Source organism: Sphingobium quisquiliarum P25 (assembly GCF_000445065.1).
Classification (GTDB): domain Bacteria; phylum Pseudomonadota; class Alphaproteobacteria; order Sphingomonadales; family Sphingomonadaceae; genus Sphingobium; species Sphingobium quisquiliarum.
Genome location: NZ_ATHO01000052.1, coordinates 16,341 through 33,502 on the forward strand (window position 1 = coordinate 16,341; position 17,162 = coordinate 33,502).

13 protein-coding genes are annotated in these 17,162 nt (G+C 63.8%); 3 read left to right on the forward strand and 10 right to left on the reverse strand.

All coding sequences use genetic code 11. From position 1 onward, the window contains the following. Window positions 1-35: 35 nt before the first annotated feature. Window positions 36-710: an HAD family hydrolase gene (locus tag L288_RS28140; protein ID WP_021237510.1), complete on the forward strand. Its 675-nt coding sequence runs from the start codon at window positions 36-38 to the stop codon at window positions 708-710. Window positions 711-845: 135 nt separating this feature from the next. Continuing rightward, the gene (locus L288_RS28145) at window positions 846-2,018 is read left to right on the forward strand and encodes a GGDEF domain-containing protein (RefSeq protein ID WP_021237511.1); all 1,173 of its coding nucleotides are present in this window, start codon (window positions 846-848) and stop codon (window positions 2,016-2,018) included. Between the two features lie 59 nt (window positions 2,019-2,077). Here the strand turns inward: L288_RS28145 and lpdA are convergent, their stop codons facing one another. From lpdA to L288_RS28195, 10 genes are all read right to left on the reverse strand, one after another. Next, entirely contained in the window at window positions 2,078-3,478 is a 1,401-nt protein-coding gene (gene lpdA, locus L288_RS28150) for a dihydrolipoyl dehydrogenase (RefSeq protein WP_021237512.1), read from the reverse strand. Between the two features lie 109 nt (window positions 3,479-3,587). Beyond that, complete coding sequence (gene odhB / locus L288_RS28155; protein WP_021237513.1) at window positions 3,588-4,832, reverse strand: 2-oxoglutarate dehydrogenase complex dihydrolipoyllysine-residue succinyltransferase; 1,245 nt, start codon at window positions 4,830-4,832, stop codon at window positions 3,588-3,590. An 8-nt stretch (window positions 4,833-4,840) separates the two neighbouring features. After that, complete coding sequence (locus L288_RS28160; protein ID WP_021237514.1) at window positions 4,841-7,636, reverse strand: 2-oxoglutarate dehydrogenase E1 component; 2,796 nt, start codon at window positions 7,634-7,636, stop codon at window positions 4,841-4,843. A 90-nt stretch (window positions 7,637-7,726) separates the two neighbouring features. Beyond that, a complete protein-coding gene (gene sucD / locus L288_RS28165; RefSeq protein WP_021237515.1) occupies window positions 7,727-8,611 on the reverse strand; it encodes a succinate--CoA ligase subunit alpha in 885 nt (294 codons plus the stop codon). A gap of 106 nt (window positions 8,612-8,717) precedes the next feature. After that, window positions 8,718-9,680, reverse strand: a complete 963-nt coding sequence (gene mdh / locus L288_RS28170) for a malate dehydrogenase (protein ID WP_021237516.1) — start codon at window positions 9,678-9,680, stop codon at window positions 8,718-8,720. A 284-nt stretch (window positions 9,681-9,964) separates the two neighbouring features. Next, complete coding sequence (gene zapE / locus L288_RS28175; RefSeq protein ID WP_021237517.1) at window positions 9,965-11,077, reverse strand: cell division protein ZapE; 1,113 nt, start codon at window positions 11,075-11,077, stop codon at window positions 9,965-9,967. Next, window positions 11,074-11,535 carry a PaaI family thioesterase gene (locus L288_RS28180; RefSeq protein ID WP_236613005.1) on the reverse strand — a complete coding sequence of 154 codons (462 nt, stop codon included), beginning with the start codon at window positions 11,533-11,535 and terminating at the stop codon, window positions 11,074-11,076. Before L288_RS28180 ends, zapE begins: the two co-directional genes overlap by 4 nt. 4 nt (window positions 11,536-11,539) lie before the next feature. Continuing rightward, window positions 11,540-12,328: a succinate dehydrogenase iron-sulfur subunit gene (locus tag L288_RS28185; protein ID WP_021237519.1), complete on the reverse strand. Its 789-nt coding sequence runs from the start codon at window positions 12,326-12,328 to the stop codon at window positions 11,540-11,542. 136 nt (window positions 12,329-12,464) lie between these two features. Next, window positions 12,465-13,250, reverse strand: a complete 786-nt coding sequence (locus tag L288_RS28190) for an NTP transferase domain-containing protein (protein WP_021237520.1) — start codon at window positions 13,248-13,250, stop codon at window positions 12,465-12,467. A 39-nt stretch (window positions 13,251-13,289) separates the two neighbouring features. Further along, window positions 13,290-14,831, reverse strand: a complete 1,542-nt coding sequence (locus L288_RS28195; protein ID WP_456242878.1) for a M23 family metallopeptidase — start codon at window positions 14,829-14,831, stop codon at window positions 13,290-13,292. Window positions 14,832-15,061: 230 nt separating this feature from the next. On the opposite strand from L288_RS28195, the gene L288_RS28200 reads away from it, so the two are divergent. Further along, window positions 15,062-17,162 (forward strand): helicase-related protein (locus L288_RS28200; RefSeq protein WP_021237522.1); only part of this gene is annotated, 2,101 nt, incomplete at its 3' end.

Here is a 17,162-nt window from a genome sequence, read left to right on the forward strand (position 1 = left end):
GCCTTTGCCACCGTCCAGGCCGCATGAGCCCGGCCATGTCACGGATTCCCTTTGACGTCGTCGGCTTCGACCTGGACGGCACCTTGCTCGATACCAGCGGCGATCTGGCTGCGGCGGTCAACTATGCGCTCGCCACCATCGATCGCCCGCCTTTCGCCGTCGAAGCCATCCAGCCCTTTGTCGGAAAAGGCGCAAAGGTGATGCTGCAACGCGCGCTGACGTCGTCAGGCGGATACGATGACGAACTGATCGCCACAACCTTGCCAGTCCTGCTCGATTATTATGAGCAGAATCTCGCCATCCACTCCGTTCCCTATCCCGGCCTGATCGCGGCGATGGACCAGTTGGACCAGGCAGGCGTGAAGCTGGCGATCTGCACCAACAAGTCGAAGCGCTTCACCATTCCGCTGATGCACCAGATCGGCTTGTCGGACCGCTTCGCCAGCATCGTCTGCGGCGATACGCTGCACGTGTCCAAGCCCGATCCTGCCCCCATCCTGGAAATGGTGGCGCGCGCGGGCGGCGGCAGGGCGATATTCCTGGGCGACACGATCAACGACATTGCGGGCGCGCGCAATGCTGCGATCCCCAGCATTGCCGTCAGCTTCGGATTCCTTGACGGCCCGGTCGAAAATCTGGAGGCCGACGCAGTGATCCATCATTTCGATGAACTGCTGCCGTTGCTTGAAAGCTGGCCGTCTAGCTGCTGAGCGGCCGATTATGTCCATATCGGACGAATAATCGTTCCATTCTGGAAGTATTTGTTAAGCCTCAGATTATAGGCGCAACTCTGGCTGCATTAGTCAGGCGGCAATCACCAGCTAGTGAAGGATGAGGCGACCGGCATGGGAGAAAATTTCGCTTTCTTCCTGCCCGTCATGATGGCCAGCTTCAGCATCGCATTCCTCGCGCTCTATAGCCGGGGCATACGTGTCGCAGGCTGGTGGAGCGCCGCCTATTTTTGCGTCAGCGCTGGCTTTTCCGTTCCCCTTGCTTATGCCGCCGTCGCCGCCCCTGTGTGGAGTCTGCTCGCCGACCTGCTGTTCGCGACCGGATTCCTGTTCTTCAGCGAAGCGCTGCTCCAGCGCTGGCGGCCCTATTGGCTGCTGTCGGCCCGCATCGCCATCTGGGGGCTGTCCTGCCTGCTTTGCACCACGGCCATCGCCATCGACAATCTGCCGCTGGAACTGGCTGCGTCCGATTTCGGCTGCTTCCTGCTGACCGCCCTTCCGCTGGTCGCTGCGCGCGCCCGGTTGAAAAGCGGAGCCGACCGCATCCTGTTCGGCGCGGCCGTGCTGGTCGCCCTCGACCATCTGGTGAGGGGCAGCACCGTCCCGATCACCATCACCCAGGGAACCGCCTTTCTGGGCAGCGAATATGCTTTCCTGACACAGGCGCTTGCCTGCATATTCGGGCTGTTCCTCGCTCTGGCGGCGCTCGCAACCCAGGTCTTCGATCTGCTGGCCCGCTATGAACGCCAGGCGATGATCGACCCGCTGTCGGGCTTGCTCAACCGCCGTGGCTTCGATGAGGCAGTGGGACAGCTACGCTCGAAAGCCCGTTCGGGCAGCCTCATCGTCTGCGACATCGATCATTTCAAGGCTGTGAACGACGAATTCGGCCATGCCCTGGGCGACCGGGTCATCATCGCGCTGGCCAGGCGGCTGGAAGAAGCCGCGCTCAACCACGGGATTAGCGCCCGCTTCGGCGGCGAGGAATTCGTCCTCTTCCTCCCCGGCGCCGATGCCGCCCGCGCCGCCGCGATCGCCGACGACGTGCGCGAAGGCTTCACGCGCGAGATCGGCTCAACCTTGCCGATCACCCGCAAGGTGACCGCCAGTTTCGGCCTGTCCACCGTACAGCACGCCGACACCTCGATCCATGACACCATCGCCCGCGCGGACAAGGCGCTGTATGAGGCGAAATCGCGAGGGCGGAACCGGGTCTGCGTGCGGCGCGCCCTTTCCTCGCCAGAAGCGCCACCTCGTCCCTCTGCTCCCGCCATCATCCACGCCTGACATGAAAAAGGCCGCTCGTCAGGAGCGGCCTTTTTCGTCCTTGCCGCAGCGGCGGCCGATTACATATGGATGGGCTTGCCGGTAACGGCCATCGCTGCTTCCTTGATCGCCTCGCTATGCGTCGGGTGCGCGTGGCAGGTATAGGCGATGTCCTCGCTGGAGGCGCCGAATTCCATCGCCTGGGCCGCCTGCGCGATCATCGTTCCCGCCACGGAGGCGATGATCCACACGCCCAGCACCTTGTCGGTTTCCGCATCGGCGATGATCTTCACAAAGCCATCGGGTTCGTGATTGGTCTTCGCCCGGCTGTTGGCAAGCATCGGGAACTTGCCGACCTTGATCGCGCCCTTTTCCTTGGCCGCTTCCTCGGTCAGGCCCACGCCCGCGATTTCCGGGCTGGTATAGACGACCGACGGAATGACATCATGGTTCACGATGCCGGTCAGGCCGGCGATGTTTTCCGCAACGGCAATGCCTTCATCTTCGGCCTTGTGCGCCAGCATGGGACCGGGGATCACGTCGCCGATCGCCCAAACGCCCGGCACCTTGGTCGCAAAGTCATGATCCGTCTCGATCTGGCCACGGCCATTCAGTTCCAGCCCGATCTTGTCGAGGCCAAGGCCTTCCGTGTTCGGGCGGCGACCGATGGATACAAGCACGACATCGGCTTCGATCGTTTCCGAAGCGCCACCGGCCGCCGGTTCGACCGTCAGGGTGACGCCCTTCTTATGCGCCTGCGCGCCGATCACCTTGGTGCCGAGCTTATATTCGAAGCCCTGCTTCTTGAAGATCTTGTGCGCTTCCTTACGGACTTCGCCGTCCATGCCGGGCAGGATCTGGTCGAGATATTCGACCACCGTGACCTTCGCGCCCAGACGGCGCCAGACCGAACCCAGTTCCAGCCCGATGACGCCGCCGCCGATGACGACAAGGTGATCGGGCACCTTGTCCAGCTCCAGCGCGCCGGTGGAATCGACGATCAGGCCCTTGTCATTATCCACTTCGACGCCGGGCAGCGGCGTGACGGACGATCCGGTGGCGATGACGATATTCTTCGCCGTCACCGTCTTGCCCGCCACCTCGACCGTGTTTGCGCCGGTGAAGCTGGCGCGGCCCTTCAACCAGTCGACCTTGTTCTTCTTGAACAGAAACTCGATGCCGCCGGTCAGGCCCTTGACCGCATCCTTGCGCTGCCCCTGCATCGTGTCGAGGTCGAGGCTCATCTTGTCGATCTTGACGCCCAGCTTGGCGAGCGCGCCGTTCGCGGCTTCCTCATACAGCTCGGAAGCATGCAGCAGCGCCTTGGACGGGATGCAGCCGACATTGAGGCAGGTGCCGCCCAGCGTCTCGCGGCTTTCAGCACATGCGGTCTTTAGGCCCAGCTGCGCCGCACGGATCGCGGCCACATAGCCGCCCGGGCCCGCGCCGATCACCAGGACATCATAATCGAAGTCTGCCATACCAATCTCCGTTCGCCCTGAGCCTGTCAAAGGGCATTACTTCTTCTTTTGTCCTGTAGGAAGGACGGGGCTTCGACAGGCTCAGCCCGAACGGGACGATAGGTTGATCTTACAGGTCGATCAGCAGCCGGGTCGGGTCCTCGATCGCGTTCTTCACCGCGACCAGGAAGGTCACGGCTTCGCGGCCGTCGATCAGGCGATGGTCATAGCTGAGCGCCAGATACATCATCGGCCGGATGACGATCTGACCGTCGCGGACAACCGGACGATCCTCGATCCGGTGCAGGCCCAGAACGGCCGACTGCGGCGGGTTGATGATCGGGCTCGACAGCAGCGATCCGAACACGCCGCCATTGGAGATGGTGAAGGTGCCGCCCTTCATATCGTCCATGGTCAGCGTGCCTTCCTTGGCCTTCTTGCCGAAGCTGCCGATCGTCTTTTCAATGTCGGCAACGCTCAAGGATTCAGCGTTGCGGATGACCGGTACGACCAGGCCGTTCGGGGCGGACACTGCCACCGAGATATCGGCGAAGTCGTTATAGACGATCTCGTCACCCTCGATCTGTGCATTGACGCCGGGAATGTCCCTCAGCGCCATGCAGACGGCCTTGGTGAAGAAGCCCATGAAGCCAAGGCGCACGCCGTGCTTCTTTTCGAACAGGTCCTTATATTTGGCGCGCGCCTCGATGACGTTGGTCATGTCGACGTCATTATAGGTGGTAAGCAGCGCCGCGGTGTTCTGCGCTTCCTTGAGGCGCTTGGCCACCGTCTGGCGCAGGCGAGTCATCTTGACGCGCTCCTGCTTGCGGCTCGGGCCAGCGGCAGGCGCTTCGGCGGCGGGCGCTGCGGCAGAAGCCGAAGCGGTCGCCTTGGCCGTGCCCGCGGCGACAGCGGCCATCACATCGTCCTTGGTCAGACGGCCGTCCTTGCCGCTACCCTTGATCTTGCTCGGGTCCAGCCCATGCTCCAGCACCAGGCGGCGCACGGCAGGGGACAGGGTGAGGTTGCCGCCCTCCTCCTCATCGGCCGGAGCCGACGCGGCAGGCGCAGGCGCAACGGCTTCCGCCTTGGCGGCCGGAGCGGGAGCAGCAGTCGTAGGAGCCGAGGCTGCGGCAGCGCCTTCGTTGATCATCGCCAGCAACGCGCCGACATTCACCGTATCGCCTTCCTTGGCGATGATGTCGCCCAGCGTTCCGGCGACCGGCGCAGGCACATCAACGGCGACCTTGTCGGTTTCCAGGCTGACGATCGGCTCGTCGGCCTTCACCGCCTCGCCGGGCTTCTTCAGCCACTGGCCAACTGTCGCTTCGGTAACGGATTCGCCCAGGGTGGGGACTTTGACTTCGGTAGCCATGAGCTGTGTCAGCCTTTCTTCTGGCGGCGGATTTCTTCACGAACGCTGTGACCCAGCGCATCGGCGACGAGCGCGCCCTGTTCGGCGACGTGGCGCTTGGCAAGCCCGGTAGCGGGCGAAGCGGACGCCTTGCGTCCCGCATAGCGCGCACGCGCCGGAGCCCTGCCCGCCTGTGCCAGTGCTTCCTCGATATAGGGTTCGACAAAGAACCAGGCGCCGTTGTTGCGCGGTTCTTCCTGGCACCAGATCACCTCCTCCAGGTTCGTCATGCGCTTCAGGCGCACGGCAAGGGCCTCGGTCGGGAAGGGATAGAGCTGTTCGATGCGGATGATCTGGGTGTCCTTGTCACCCGCCGCGTCGCGCGCTTCCATCAGATCATAGGCCACCTTGCCCGAACAAAGGACAAGCCGCCTCGTTTCCGCATCCGGCGCCGGATTGATGTCCGACAGGATGCGCATGAAGTGCGTTTCGCCCAGGAAATCCTGCGTCTTGCTGACAGCCATCTTGTGCCGCAGCAGCGACTTGGGCGTCATCATGATCAGCGGCTTGCGGAACGGCCGCAGCATCTGCCGCCGCAGGATGTGGAAATAGTTGGCTGGCGTCGTGCAGTTGGCGACCTGGATATTCCCTTCGGCGCAAAGCTGGAGAAAGCGTTCCAGACGCGCCGAGCTATGTTCAGGCCCCTGCCCTTCATAGCCGTGCGGCAACAGGCAGACGATGCCGTTAGACCGCAGCCACTTGGTTTCTGACGATGCGATATACTGGTCGAAGATGATCTGCGCGCCGTTGGCGAAGTCGCCAAACTGCGCCTCCCACAGCACCAGGCTCTTGGGGTCAGCGAGCGCGTAGCCATATTCAAAGCCCAGCACGCCATATTCCGACAATGGGCTGTCAAGCACTTCGAATCGGCCGTGGGGGACGGTCGACAGCGGAATATATTTACTCTCGTTGTCCTGATCCACCCAGACGGCATGGCGCTGGCTAAAGGTGCCACGGCCTGAATCCTGGCCCGACAGACGGACGCCATAGCCCTCCGACAGCAGCGATCCGAAGGCCAGCGCCTCCGCCGTCGCCCAGTCGAAATTCTCGCCGGTCTTGAACATCTCCGCCTTGGCGTCGATCACGCGGCGCAGCGTCTTGTGGACATTATGACCTTCGGGAATGGTGGTCAGAGTCTTGCCCAGGCTGTCGAACAGCTTCTGGCTGATTGCGCTCTCGACATTCTGCCGCGCGGTTTCCGCGTCAGCGGGCTTGTGCAGGCCCGACCAGCGCCCGGCGAACCAGTCGGCCTTGTTCGCCTTGTAGCTCTTGGCCGCCTCGAACTCTTCCTCCAGATGATTGACGAAGTCGCCCGTCACCTGCGTGACGAAATCGTCGTCGACCACGCCTTCTGCTTTCAGCCGCGCCGAATAGACGTCGCTGACCGGAGCATGCTGGCGGATCTTCGCGTACATCTGCGGCTGGGTAAAGCTGGGCTCGTCGCCTTCATTATGGCCAAAACGGCGATAGCACCACATGTCTATCACGATGTCGCGATGGAAGGTCTGACGATATTCGATCGCCAGCTTGCACGCAAAGGTCACGGCTTCGGGATCGTCGCCATTGACGTGCAGGATCGGCGCCTGAACACCCTTCGCCACGTCGCTCGGATAGGGCGAGCCACGGGAGAATTGGGGCGAAGTGGTGAAGCCGATCTGATTGTTGACGATGAAGTGGATGCATCCGCCAGTATTGTAGCCGGACACGCCCGAAAAGCCGAGGCATTCCCAAACGATGCCCTGCCCGGCGAAGGCCGCGTCGCCATGGATCAGTACCGGCAGCACCTGCTCGTGCCTGCCCAGATCGTCCCGGAATGTCTGCTGCGCGCGAACCTTGCCCAGCACGACGGGATCGACCGTCTCAAGGTGCGACGGGTTGGGGACCAGCGACATATGGACCTTGACGCCGTCAAACTCACGGTCAGTCGACGTGCCAAGGTGGTATTTCACGTCGCCCGAACCGCCGACATCCTCGGGATTTGCGGTGCCGCCTGAAAATTCGTGGAAGATGACCCGGAAACCCTTGGCCATCACATTGGCGAGCACGTTCAGGCGGCCGCGATGGGCCATGCCGTAGACGATCTCGCGAACGCCCAGCGCTCCGCCATATTTGATGATGGCTTCAAGAGCCGGGATCATGGACTCGCCGCCGTCCAAGCCAAAACGCTTGGTGCCTACATATTTGCGGCCCAGGAACTTTTCATATTGTTCGGCCTGGATGACCTTGGACAGGATCGCCTTCTTGCCTTCGGGCGTGAACTGGATTTCCTTGTCCTTGCCCTCCATGCGGTCTTGCAGGAAACGGCGCTCCTCCACATCCGCGATGTGCATATATTCAAGGCCGACATTGCCGCAATAATTGGCGCGCAGGATCGCAACGATCTCCCGCACGGTGGCATATTGAAGGCCGAGAGAACCACCGAGATAGACCTTCTTCTCAGGGTCATTAAGGCCGTGATATTCCGGCGTCAGGTCGGCAGGCAGGTTACGCTGGGACAGGCTCAGCGGGTCAAGATTGGCAGCCAGATGGCCACGCACGCGATAGGTGCGGATCAGCATCTGCGCCCGGATGGCGTCGTCGGCCGCGCTGACGGCGTCCGCATCCGTGACCGCCTTGCCCGAAGCCTTGGCCGCCGCCTTCACCGCGACCTGCATCTGCGTCGGGTCCATCGCCCCGGTCAGGTCATCCGTCTCACTCAGCGGCCAGTTGCTGCGAGCCCAGCTCGGCCCCTGTTCGACTTCGAAATCCTGATTCTCGTAACCCATTTTCCAGCGTCCCATGCCATCCGCGTGCAGTCACGGATCGGGGGTAACAAGCGGCCGGGGTGCAGCCCGGCCGCCTTGTCAGGCCTAGATTCAGCCCTTGAGAACTTCGACCAGAGTCGAGCCCAGTTCCGACGGGCTGGCCGCAACCTTGATGCCCGCGGCTTCCATCGCGGCGATCTTGCTTTCCGCGTCGCCCTTGCCGCCCGACACGATTGCGCCGGCATGGCCCATGCGGCGGCCCGGAGGCGCCGTGCGGCCAGCGATGAAGCCAGCCATCGGCTTCTTCCGGCCGCGCTTGGCTTCGTCGATCAGGAACTGCGCCGCCTGCTCCTCAGCATCGCCGCCGATCTCGCCGATCATGATGATCGACTGAGTGGCGTCGTCCGCCAGGAACAGTTCCAGCACGTCGATGAAGTTCGTGCCGTTGACCGGATCGCCGCCGATGCCGACAGCCGTGGTCTGGCCCAGACCCGCGTTGGAGGTCTGGAACACGGCCTCATAGGTCAGCGTGCCGGAACGCGACACGACGCCGACCGAACCCTTTTTGAAGATGCTGCCGGGCATGATGCCGATCTTGCATTCGTCAGGGGTCAGGACTCCGGGGCAGTTCGGGCCGATCAGGCGCGACTTGCTGCCCGAAAGCGCGCGCTTCACGCGCACCATGTCGAGCACCGGAATGCCTTCGGTGATGCAGACGATCAGCGGGATTTCGGCGTCGATCGCTTCCAGGATCGAGTCAGCGGCGAATGGCGGCGGAACATAGATCACCGACGCATCCGCGCCCGTCTTCGCCTTCGCTTCGGCAACCGTGTCGTACATGGGCAGGCCGATATGGCTCGTGCCGCCCTTCCCAGGAGTCACGCCCGCGACCATCTGGGTGCCGTAGGCCAGCGCCTGTTCCGTGTGGAAGGTGCCAGTGGCACCGGTCATACCCTGAGTGATGACCTTGGTGTTCTTGTTCACCAGAATGGACATTATCGCCCCTTCATCTCAATGGCGTGGCATTTTGAGTTAGGGCGGCCCGCGTCAGGCTGCGCACTTACCTGAAGCGGACCGGTGCAGGTCGTTAGGACGCGAGCCGTCAGGCCAGCGAGGAATCGATGCCCTTGCAGGCGTCCAGCAGTTCCTTGACGGCATCGACGGACACCTGGAGGTTCGACTTGGCTTCGGCGTCGAGTTCGATCTCGACCACCTGCTCGACACCGTCCTTGCCGATAATCACGGGCACGCCGACATAGAGGTTGTCGACGCCATATTGGCCGGTCAGGTGCGCAGCGCAGGGCAGCAGGCGCTTTTGATCAAACAGATAGGCCTCAGCCATGGCGATGCCGCTCGTCGCGGGCGCGTAGAAGGCCGAACCGGTCTTGAGCAGGCCGACGATCTCGCCGCCGCCCGAACGGGTGCGCTGCACGATTGCGTCAATACGCTCCTTGGTGGAACGGCCCTGCTTGATGAGGTCGGGGATCGGGATACCGGCGACGGTCGAATATTGCACCACGGGAACCATCGTGTCGCCATGGCCGCCCAGAACGAAGCTGTTCACTTCCTTCACCGATACCTGGAACTCTTCGGCCAGGAAGTGGCTGAAGCGCGCCGAGTCCAGCACGCCCGCCATGCCGACGACCTTGTTGTGCGGCAGGCCGGAAAATTCGCGCAGCGCCCACACCATCGCGTCGAGCGGATTGGTGATGCAGATGACGAAAGCGTTGGGGGCGTTGTTCTTGATGCCCTCGCCTACAGCCTTCATGACCTTGAGGTTGATGCCCAGCAGGTCGTCGCGGCTCATGCCCGGCTTGCGAGCGACACCGGCGGTGACGATGATGACGTCGGCGTCCTTGATGTCGGCATAGTCGTTGGTGCCGGTGATCTTCGCGTCGAAACCTTCGACAGGGCCGCATTGCGACAGGTCCAGCGCCTTGCCCTGCGGCACGCCTTCCACCACGTCGAAGAGGACGATGTCGCCCAGGCCCTTCAAGGCGGCGAGATGCGCGAGCGTACCGCCGATATTGCCAGCGCCGATGAGCGCGATCTTCTTACGGGCCATGTGCAATCATCCTCCAATCACGGAAAACAAGGAATTGCCCGCCCGCTTAGGCCGATATCGTTAAGGTTTCAACCGCGGATGAGCCCCGCTGCCAAATTATCTTTGCAATTCATTCGCAGTTTCATTAAGAGCGGTTTTGCCCTGTCGGCGCGTGTTCCTACCCTGACGCACGGCCATTCCCGCAGAGGCCACCTGCCGGGCGCTTCCCTCCCTTGGGGAAGCGTCCGGGCCATTTCAAGACAAGGATAAATAGGCGAGCCGCGTCTTCTGTCGGCCAGCCGGAGCTATTTGGGCCCGTGACCCAGCGCCAGATAATCGTCCGACTGCATTTCCATCAGCCGGGACACGGTGCGCTCAAATTCGAAGGCCCCGTCGCCTTCTGGATAAAGCCTCGCGGGCTCCGCATCGGCGGACGCGAGCAGCTTCACCTTATACTCGTATAGCGCATCGATCAGGGTCACGAAGCGCGCCGCCTCATTGCGCTTTTCCGGGCCCAGCACCGGAATGCCGACCAGGATCACCGTGTGAAAGCGGCGTGCGATAGCGAGATAATCGGGCGCGCCGCGCGCCTCCGCACAAAGCCGCTTGAAGGAGAAGACGGCGACGCCCTTGAGGCTCTTTGGCACGTGCAGCGTGCGGCCGCCCTGTACCGCAATGTCCTCCGCCGGAACCTTCGCGCGATCCTCCACCGGATAATCGGTCAGCCGGAAAAAGGCTTCCGACAAAGCCTTGGTCGCTTCGGCGCCGTTGGGCGAATGCCACAGCTTCGCGTCGCCCAGGCGATCGAGCCGGTAATCGGTCGGCCCGTTCAGCGGCAGCACGTCCAGCCGCTCCTTGATCAAGTCGATGAAGGGCAGGAAAAGCTGGCGGTTAAGGCCATTTTTGTAAAGCTCGCCCGGTTCCCGGTTCGATGTCGTGACGACGGTCATCTGCCGGTCGAGCAGCCCCGCGAACAGGCGCGACATGATCGCGGCATCGGCCATATTGTTGACGACCATCTCGTCAAAGCACAGCAGCCGCGCTTCGTCCGCCAGCGAATCTACCACTGGCGGGATGGGATCGCCCTTTTCCGACTTGCGCGCTTCGGCCAGCCGGGCATGCACGTCCAGCATGAATTCGTGGAAATGCGCCCGCTTCTTGCGATCGATCTGCACCGTGTCGAAGAACAGGTCCATCAGCATGGATTTGCCCCGTCCCACGCCGCCCCACATATAAAGGCCGCGCGGGGCTTCCGCCTGCTTGCCGAGCAGCCGCGACAGGAAGGACGTGCGCGGCGCGGCGGCTTCAAGCTGCTGCTGCAACTGGTCCAGCCTCGTCGCGGCGGCTTCCTGATCGCGGTCGGCCCGAAGCTCGCCAGCAGCCACCAGCGCGCGGTAACGCTCGATCACGCTGCTCATCTGGGCGTCGGCACCTTGCGCACCGTCGCGGTCGACGCCGCCACCATCCTGTCGTCCTGATGGAGGGTCAGGCGCATGAAAAACAGCCGCCCGGTTTCCTGCAATATCTCGACATCGGCGCGCAGCGGCCGCCCGATTTCACCCGATCCGCAATATTGCATGGAAAGATCGACCGTCACCGCCGCGGCTTGTTCCGGCCGGCCCACCGCGGCCAGCGCGGCGAAATAGGCATGATCGGCAAAAGCGGCGAGGAAGCCGCCATGCAGCGCGCCGTTGCGGTTGGCGTGCGACTGGAGGGTTTCCAGCATCACCGTCGCCCGGCGTTCGCCATCACCGCGCGAATAGCTGGGGCCGATCGACGTGCCGAGAAATGTCCCCGGCACCGGATCGCTCCATCGCAGCCAGCCAGCCCAGGGGCCGTCCGGCACCCGGCTTACAGGCTCAGCATCACCGCTCACTGCATCAAAGCTGCCGTTCGACCATCATCTTCTTGGTCTCAGCGATCGCCTTGGCGGGGCTGAGACCCTTGGGGCACACATTGGCGCAGTTCATGATGGTGTGGCAGCGATAGAGGCGGAACGGATCTTCCAGCTCGTCCAGCCGCTCGCCGGTATATTCGTCGCGGCTATCGGCCAGCCAGCGATAGGCCTGGAGCAGGATCGCAGGGCCCAGGAACTTGTCCGAATTCCACCAATAGCTGGGGCAGCTGGTCGAACAGCAGGCGCACAGGATGCACTCATACAGGCCGTCCAGCTTCTCACGGTCGGCGGGCGACTGGAGCCGCTCCTTGCCGCTGGGTGCGGGGCTGACGGTTTGCAGCCACGGCTTGATCGAGTTGTACTGCGCATAAAAGTGCGTGAAGTCGGGCACCAGATCCTTGATCACGTCCATGTGCGGCAGCGGCGTGATCCGCACTTCCTTGCCCGCGCATTCATCAATGGCGGTGGTGCAGGCAAGGCCGTTCTTGCCATTCATGTTCATCGAGCAGGAACCACAAATGCCTTCGCGGCAGGACCGGCGGAAGGTCAGCGTCGGATCATATTCATTCTTGATCTTCAGCAGCGCGTCCAGAACCATCGGGCCGCAATTGTCCAGATCGATCTCGAACGTGTCGTACCGCGGATTCTGCCCCGAGTCGGGATCGTAGCGATAGACCTTGAAGCTCTTGACGTTGCTTGCACCGTCAGGCGCCTTGTGGGTCACGCCCTTACCGGAAATCTTGCTGTTCTTGGGCAGAGAGAATTCGGCCATGGGTTTACGATGTCCTCCATCCGCGCCGATAATCGTTCGGCTCGCGCAGGCGAAGCCCTTAGCGGCTGATCTCGCTCTTTGCTACCCATCAAAGGGCAAAAGCGAACAGTTGGCCGGATAAGGCGCGATCGGCGGCTCAGCCGCGCCTTTCGCCCAATATCCGTTCGATCAGCGCCACATCGTCCGGCTTGTCAGCATCGATGCAGGCCTCTGCCCGGTTCATCGCCACCAGCCGCGCGATGAGGCCAAAGCGCCGCCCCACCCGCGCGATCCCGCCCCGCAGGGTCGATATCCGCAGCATCGCGCCCAGCAGGGCGACCGGCCCGAAGGCGGACAATATCTTCCACCCCTTCTTCCGATCCTGCTCCACCTCCTGCCACAGCGCGACCACAGGCCGCGCCTTGACGCTGCCGAACCAGAAGAGATTGGCCCCGGACCACCAGCCATCGCGGAACTTGAGCCAGGTGCGCCGCGAATCCGGATAGCGGGCGAGCAATGTGGCGCGCTCCACCATGGCGACGGCCATGTCCGCCCCCTCCGCTTCCCGCACGAACTGGTCCAGCATCGCCGGGCCCAGCAGCACATGATCGGCCGTCGTCACCAGCAAGGGGAAGGTTACGTCCGGCCGGTCCAGCAGGGCCATCAGCGTGGAGGCGATCCCCGCGCCGCTCTGCTCGAATATCACGCACGGATGCTCACCCAGCCAAGCCGTCGCCGGATCACCGGTCAAGAGGGACGGCGTCTGCGTCAGGATCATCAGCTTGCCGATCGCGGGATGCGCCAGCAGGGCGCGCGCCGGATAGTTGATCATCGGCTCCCCCGCCACGGGCGCAAGCGGCTTGATCGCCACGCCCGCCGCCTTGGCCAGCGGGTCGGTGCCGGGACGCGAACCGGCAAGCAGGATGGCGGCGGCCTTGGTCATTCCCGCCGCCTAGCGAAGCGGCATCGGAACGCAAAGCGGTTAATTGACGAGCGCGACCTGTTGCGGCGCCGGGCGGGCATTCTTCGCCATTTCGCCCGGCAATCCGATGCGCAGGCTTTTCAGTTGCGCCAGCCGCGCGCGGAACGCCGCCAGCTCGCGGCCCGCCAGTTGCGCGGTCGTCGTAAACTTGACCGACAGCGGATTGACCGTGCGGCCGTTGCGGTAAAGCTCATAATGCAGATGCGGCCCGGTCGACAGGCCGCTGGAGCCGACATAGCCGATCACCTGCCCCTGCCGCACCCGCTGGCCATAGCGCGCGGCGATGCGGCTCATATGCGCATAGCCGGTCGCCAGGCCGTTGCCATGCTCCAGCCGCACATAATTGCCGTGGCCGCCATGCCGTCCCGAATAGGACACGACGCCATCCGTCGCGGCATAGATGGGCGATCCGTAGCGCGCGGCGAAGTCGATGCCGGCATGCATGCGGGTATAGCCCAATATCGGGTGGCGGCGCATGCCAAAGTCCGAAGACATGCGGCCGGAGACGGGCGCGGACAGCACGCCGCGCCGCTCGCCGACGCCCGAAGCCTCAAACCACTGGCTGCGTCCCTCGCTCGTCCATTTGAGCATGTCGATCCCGCGCCCGCTGGCACGGCGCAGGCCAGCGAACAGCAGGTCGCCGACCTCCGCCTCGCCGGTTTCAGCGCGGTGATATTCGGTGATGATGTCGTAGCGGTCGCCCGCGCGGACCGATCCCAGATCGATCTGCTGGGCAATGACGCGCAGGAAGGACTGGATCGCCTTGGGCGGAGCGCCCGCCGCGCGCGCCGACTGATAGATGCTGTCGCCGATGACGCCCTGGATTCGCAACGGCGTGTTGTCGACATGGATCGGCGTGCGCTTCACTTGCAGCACTCCGCCAACGCGGTTCACCTCAAGCGCGAGATCGAGCCGTGCGCGGAAGCCGAGATGGTCGAGCGGCCGGGGCCTGTCGCGGCTGGCGCGGCGGCCAAGGATGATGTCGAGCGGCGTGCCCGGCTTGACCCCCACCGCAATGTCGCCGCCGACCATGCTCATGACCGTGGCGACGTCGCCGCTGCTGACTCCGGCGCGGGAGAGCGCGTGACCCAGCGAATCGCTGCTGCCGATCTGGGCGCGCAATTCGATCTGCGGACGCTCCGGCGTCTCGCGCAGCGGCTGCACCGCGTCCGTTGGCCCCATGCGCCGTCCGCTGTCCGCGCCCAGCGCCAGCGGGGTGATCATCTGGCTGCGCACTTCGTCGAATTGCGGCTGGGCGAGCAGAGGCTGCGGCTCGCCCGGCAACGAGTGAAAGCCGGGGGAGAGATAAAGGGCCGCTGCGCACAGGCCGAAACAGGTCGCCAAGCCCCTGAACCAGGTGAGGCTGCCGACCCGCTGGCCAAGGTCGGGAACCAGTTCGACATCTTCTGCCCAATCGCGCAGGCGGGTGCGCCAGTCGCGCTGCTCGCTGGCAGGAGCGCTGCCCTTGCCGATGGCGTCCAACGCCCACAAGGACGCGGACGCGCCCCCCTGTTGAGGACCGAACTGGCTGCCATGAAACACGTTTAAAAGGCCCCCCGAGGGCATCAACCCGCACGACCCCCGCCGCGCGTTCGTCGGCACTGTTGTGAAGGCATAGGGTTAAAGTCAAATAAAGATGCCTTTTTCCTGCCGCTCCGCGCGACGAAACGTGCCCTTCAATCGTTCAACGCCTGAATATCCGGCGAAAAGGAGATGAGGCCCACCGCTTTCCCCTTGCCCTTGTCTCCACCCTCCCCGACATAGAGAGGATCATGGCCCAGTTCGCCCGATCGCCCGTCACCGCCGTGCTGGGTCCCACCAATACCGGCAAGACGCATCTCGCCGTCGAACGTATGTGCGGTCATTCCAGCGGCATGATGGGATTCCCGCTGCGCCTGCTGGCCCGCGAAGTCTATGACCGGGTGGTCGCGATCAAGGGGCCTAGCCAGGTCGCGCTGATCACCGGCGAAGAGAAGATCTTGCCGCAAGGCGCGCTTTATTATCTGTGCACGGCCGAATCCATGCCGGTCGGCGGGGGCCGGGAGGCCAGAGCCACGGCCAGCGGCCCTGGCGATTTCGCCTTCGTCGCGCTGGACGAAGCCCAACTTGGCGCCGACCCGGAGCGCGGGCACGTCTTCACCGACCGGCTGCTGCGCGCACGGGGCCGCGAGGAAACGATGATCCTTGGGTCGGCCAGTATCAGCCGGGTCGTGAAGACGCTCGTGCCGGAAGCGGAAATCATCAGCCGCCCGCGCTTTTCCACCCTCTCCTATGCGGGCGCGAAGAAGCTTTCCCGCCTCCCCCGCCGCTCTGCCATCGTCGCCTTCTCCGCCGAGGAGGTTTATGCCGTCGCGGAAATGCTGCGCCGGTTCCGGGGCGGCGCGGCGGTGGTCATGGGCGCACTGTCGCCGCGCACCCGCAATGCGCAGGTTCAGATGTTCCTGAATGGCGAGGTGGATTATCTGGTCGCCACCGACGCAATCGGCATGGGGCTCAACCTCGATGTCGCGCATGTTGCCTTCGCATCGCTGCGCAAGTTCGACGGGCGGCGCACGCGGCGGCTGACCGTATCGGAAATGGCGCAGATCGCCGGGCGGGCGGGCCGCCATCATCAGGACGGCACCTTTGGCAGCCTGGGGCATGAAGATGGCGACGCTGCCTTCACGCCCGAAGAGATCGAGGCGATCGAGGCGCATAGATTTCCCCCCATAGACCGCCTTTACTGGCGCGACGGCCAGCCGGGAATGGACAGCGTCGGCCACCTGATCGCGGACCTTGAAGCGCGGCCCGATCGCCCCGAACTCACCGCCGCGCCGGAGGCTGTGGACCTTGCGGTGCTGAAACGGCTGGCGGACGATCCGCTGGTCGGGGAACGGGCAAGGGGCAAGAAACAGGTCGAGCGGCTGTGGGCGGCTTGCGGCATCCCCGATTTCCAGAAGCTGGGCGCTGATCATCATGCCCGCACCGTCAGCCGCATCTGGCGCTTCCTGTCCGAAGGCCACGGCCATATCCCGCGCGACTGGTTCGCTCAGCAGATCGCCCGCCTCGATTCGGTTCAGGGCGACATCGACATCCTGTCAGGCCGGATCGCGGCGGCGCGCACCTGGTCCTACATCGCGCATCGCGCCGACTGGCTCGCCCATCCGGCGGAAATGGCGGAGCGCACCCGCGCGCTGGAGGAAAGGCTGTCCGACGCGCTTCACGCCGCGCTGATGCAGCGTTTCGTCGACCGCCGCACCGCCGTCCTCCTGCGCGACATCGGGCAGGATGCCAGCAATCTGCCGGTCGAAATCGATCAGGATGGGACAGTCTGCGTCGATGGAGAGACGATTGGGCGACTTGACGGATTTCGTTTCTCGGTCGATCCGGCTACGCGGCATCAGGATAGAAAGATGCTGCTGGCGGCGGCGGAGCGCCGCCTTGGAAGGATATTGCGAGTGAAGGCTGACGAATTGCTGGGCGCGCCCGACACTGATTTCGCGCTCATGGATGAAGCCGGACAGGCGCCCGGCATCAGCTGGCAGGAGAATGCCGTGGCCGCGCTGCTGGCCGGTCCGTCGCTGCTGGCCCCGGAATTGCGGCTGGATCGCGCGCTCATGGCGCTGGGACAGGATGTGCAGAAGCAGATTGCCGCTCGTCTCTCCGCATGGTTCGAAGCGCAGAAGGAAAAGCATCTCCTCCCGCTCACGAAAATGGCGGCAAGCGCATCCGATCCTCAAGTGCCTGCCGTAGTGCGCGCCGTCTTCGCGCAGCTTGCCGATGCTGGCGGCGTGATCGCGCGCACGGACCTTGATTCGGCGCTGGGGCATCTCGACAAGGATCAGCGGCACCTGCTCCGCCGCGCGGGCATCGATATCGGCGTGCTCGACATCT

Excerpts from the sequence above, each read along its gene's own strand:
- L288_RS28190 (WP_021237520.1), bottom strand. The coding sequence starts at position 13,250 with ATGACCAAGGCCGCCGCCATCCTGCTTGCCGGTTCGCGTCCCGGCACC.
- mdh (WP_021237516.1), bottom strand. The coding sequence starts at position 9,680 with ATGGCCCGTAAGAAGATCGCGCTCATCGGCGCTGGCAATATCGGCGGT.
- zapE (WP_021237517.1), bottom strand. The coding sequence starts at position 11,077 with ATGAGCAGCGTGATCGAGCGTTACCGCGCGCTGGTGGCTGCTGGCGAG.
- odhB (WP_021237513.1), bottom strand. The coding sequence starts at position 4,832 with ATGGCTACCGAAGTCAAAGTCCCCACCCTGGGCGAATCCGTTACCGAA.
- L288_RS28185 (WP_021237519.1), bottom strand. The coding sequence starts at position 12,328 with ATGGCCGAATTCTCTCTGCCCAAGAACAGCAAGATTTCCGGTAAGGGC.
- sucD (WP_021237515.1), bottom strand. The coding sequence starts at position 8,611 with ATGTCCATTCTGGTGAACAAGAACACCAAGGTCATCACTCAGGGTATG.
- L288_RS28145 (WP_021237511.1), top strand. The coding sequence starts at position 846 with ATGGGAGAAAATTTCGCTTTCTTCCTGCCCGTCATGATGGCCAGCTTC.
- L288_RS28160 (WP_021237514.1), bottom strand. The coding sequence starts at position 7,636 with ATGGGTTACGAGAATCAGGATTTCGAAGTCGAACAGGGGCCGAGCTGG.
- L288_RS28140 (WP_021237510.1), top strand. The coding sequence starts at position 36 with ATGTCACGGATTCCCTTTGACGTCGTCGGCTTCGACCTGGACGGCACC.
- lpdA (WP_021237512.1), bottom strand. The coding sequence starts at position 3,478 with ATGGCAGACTTCGATTATGATGTCCTGGTGATCGGCGCGGGCCCGGGC.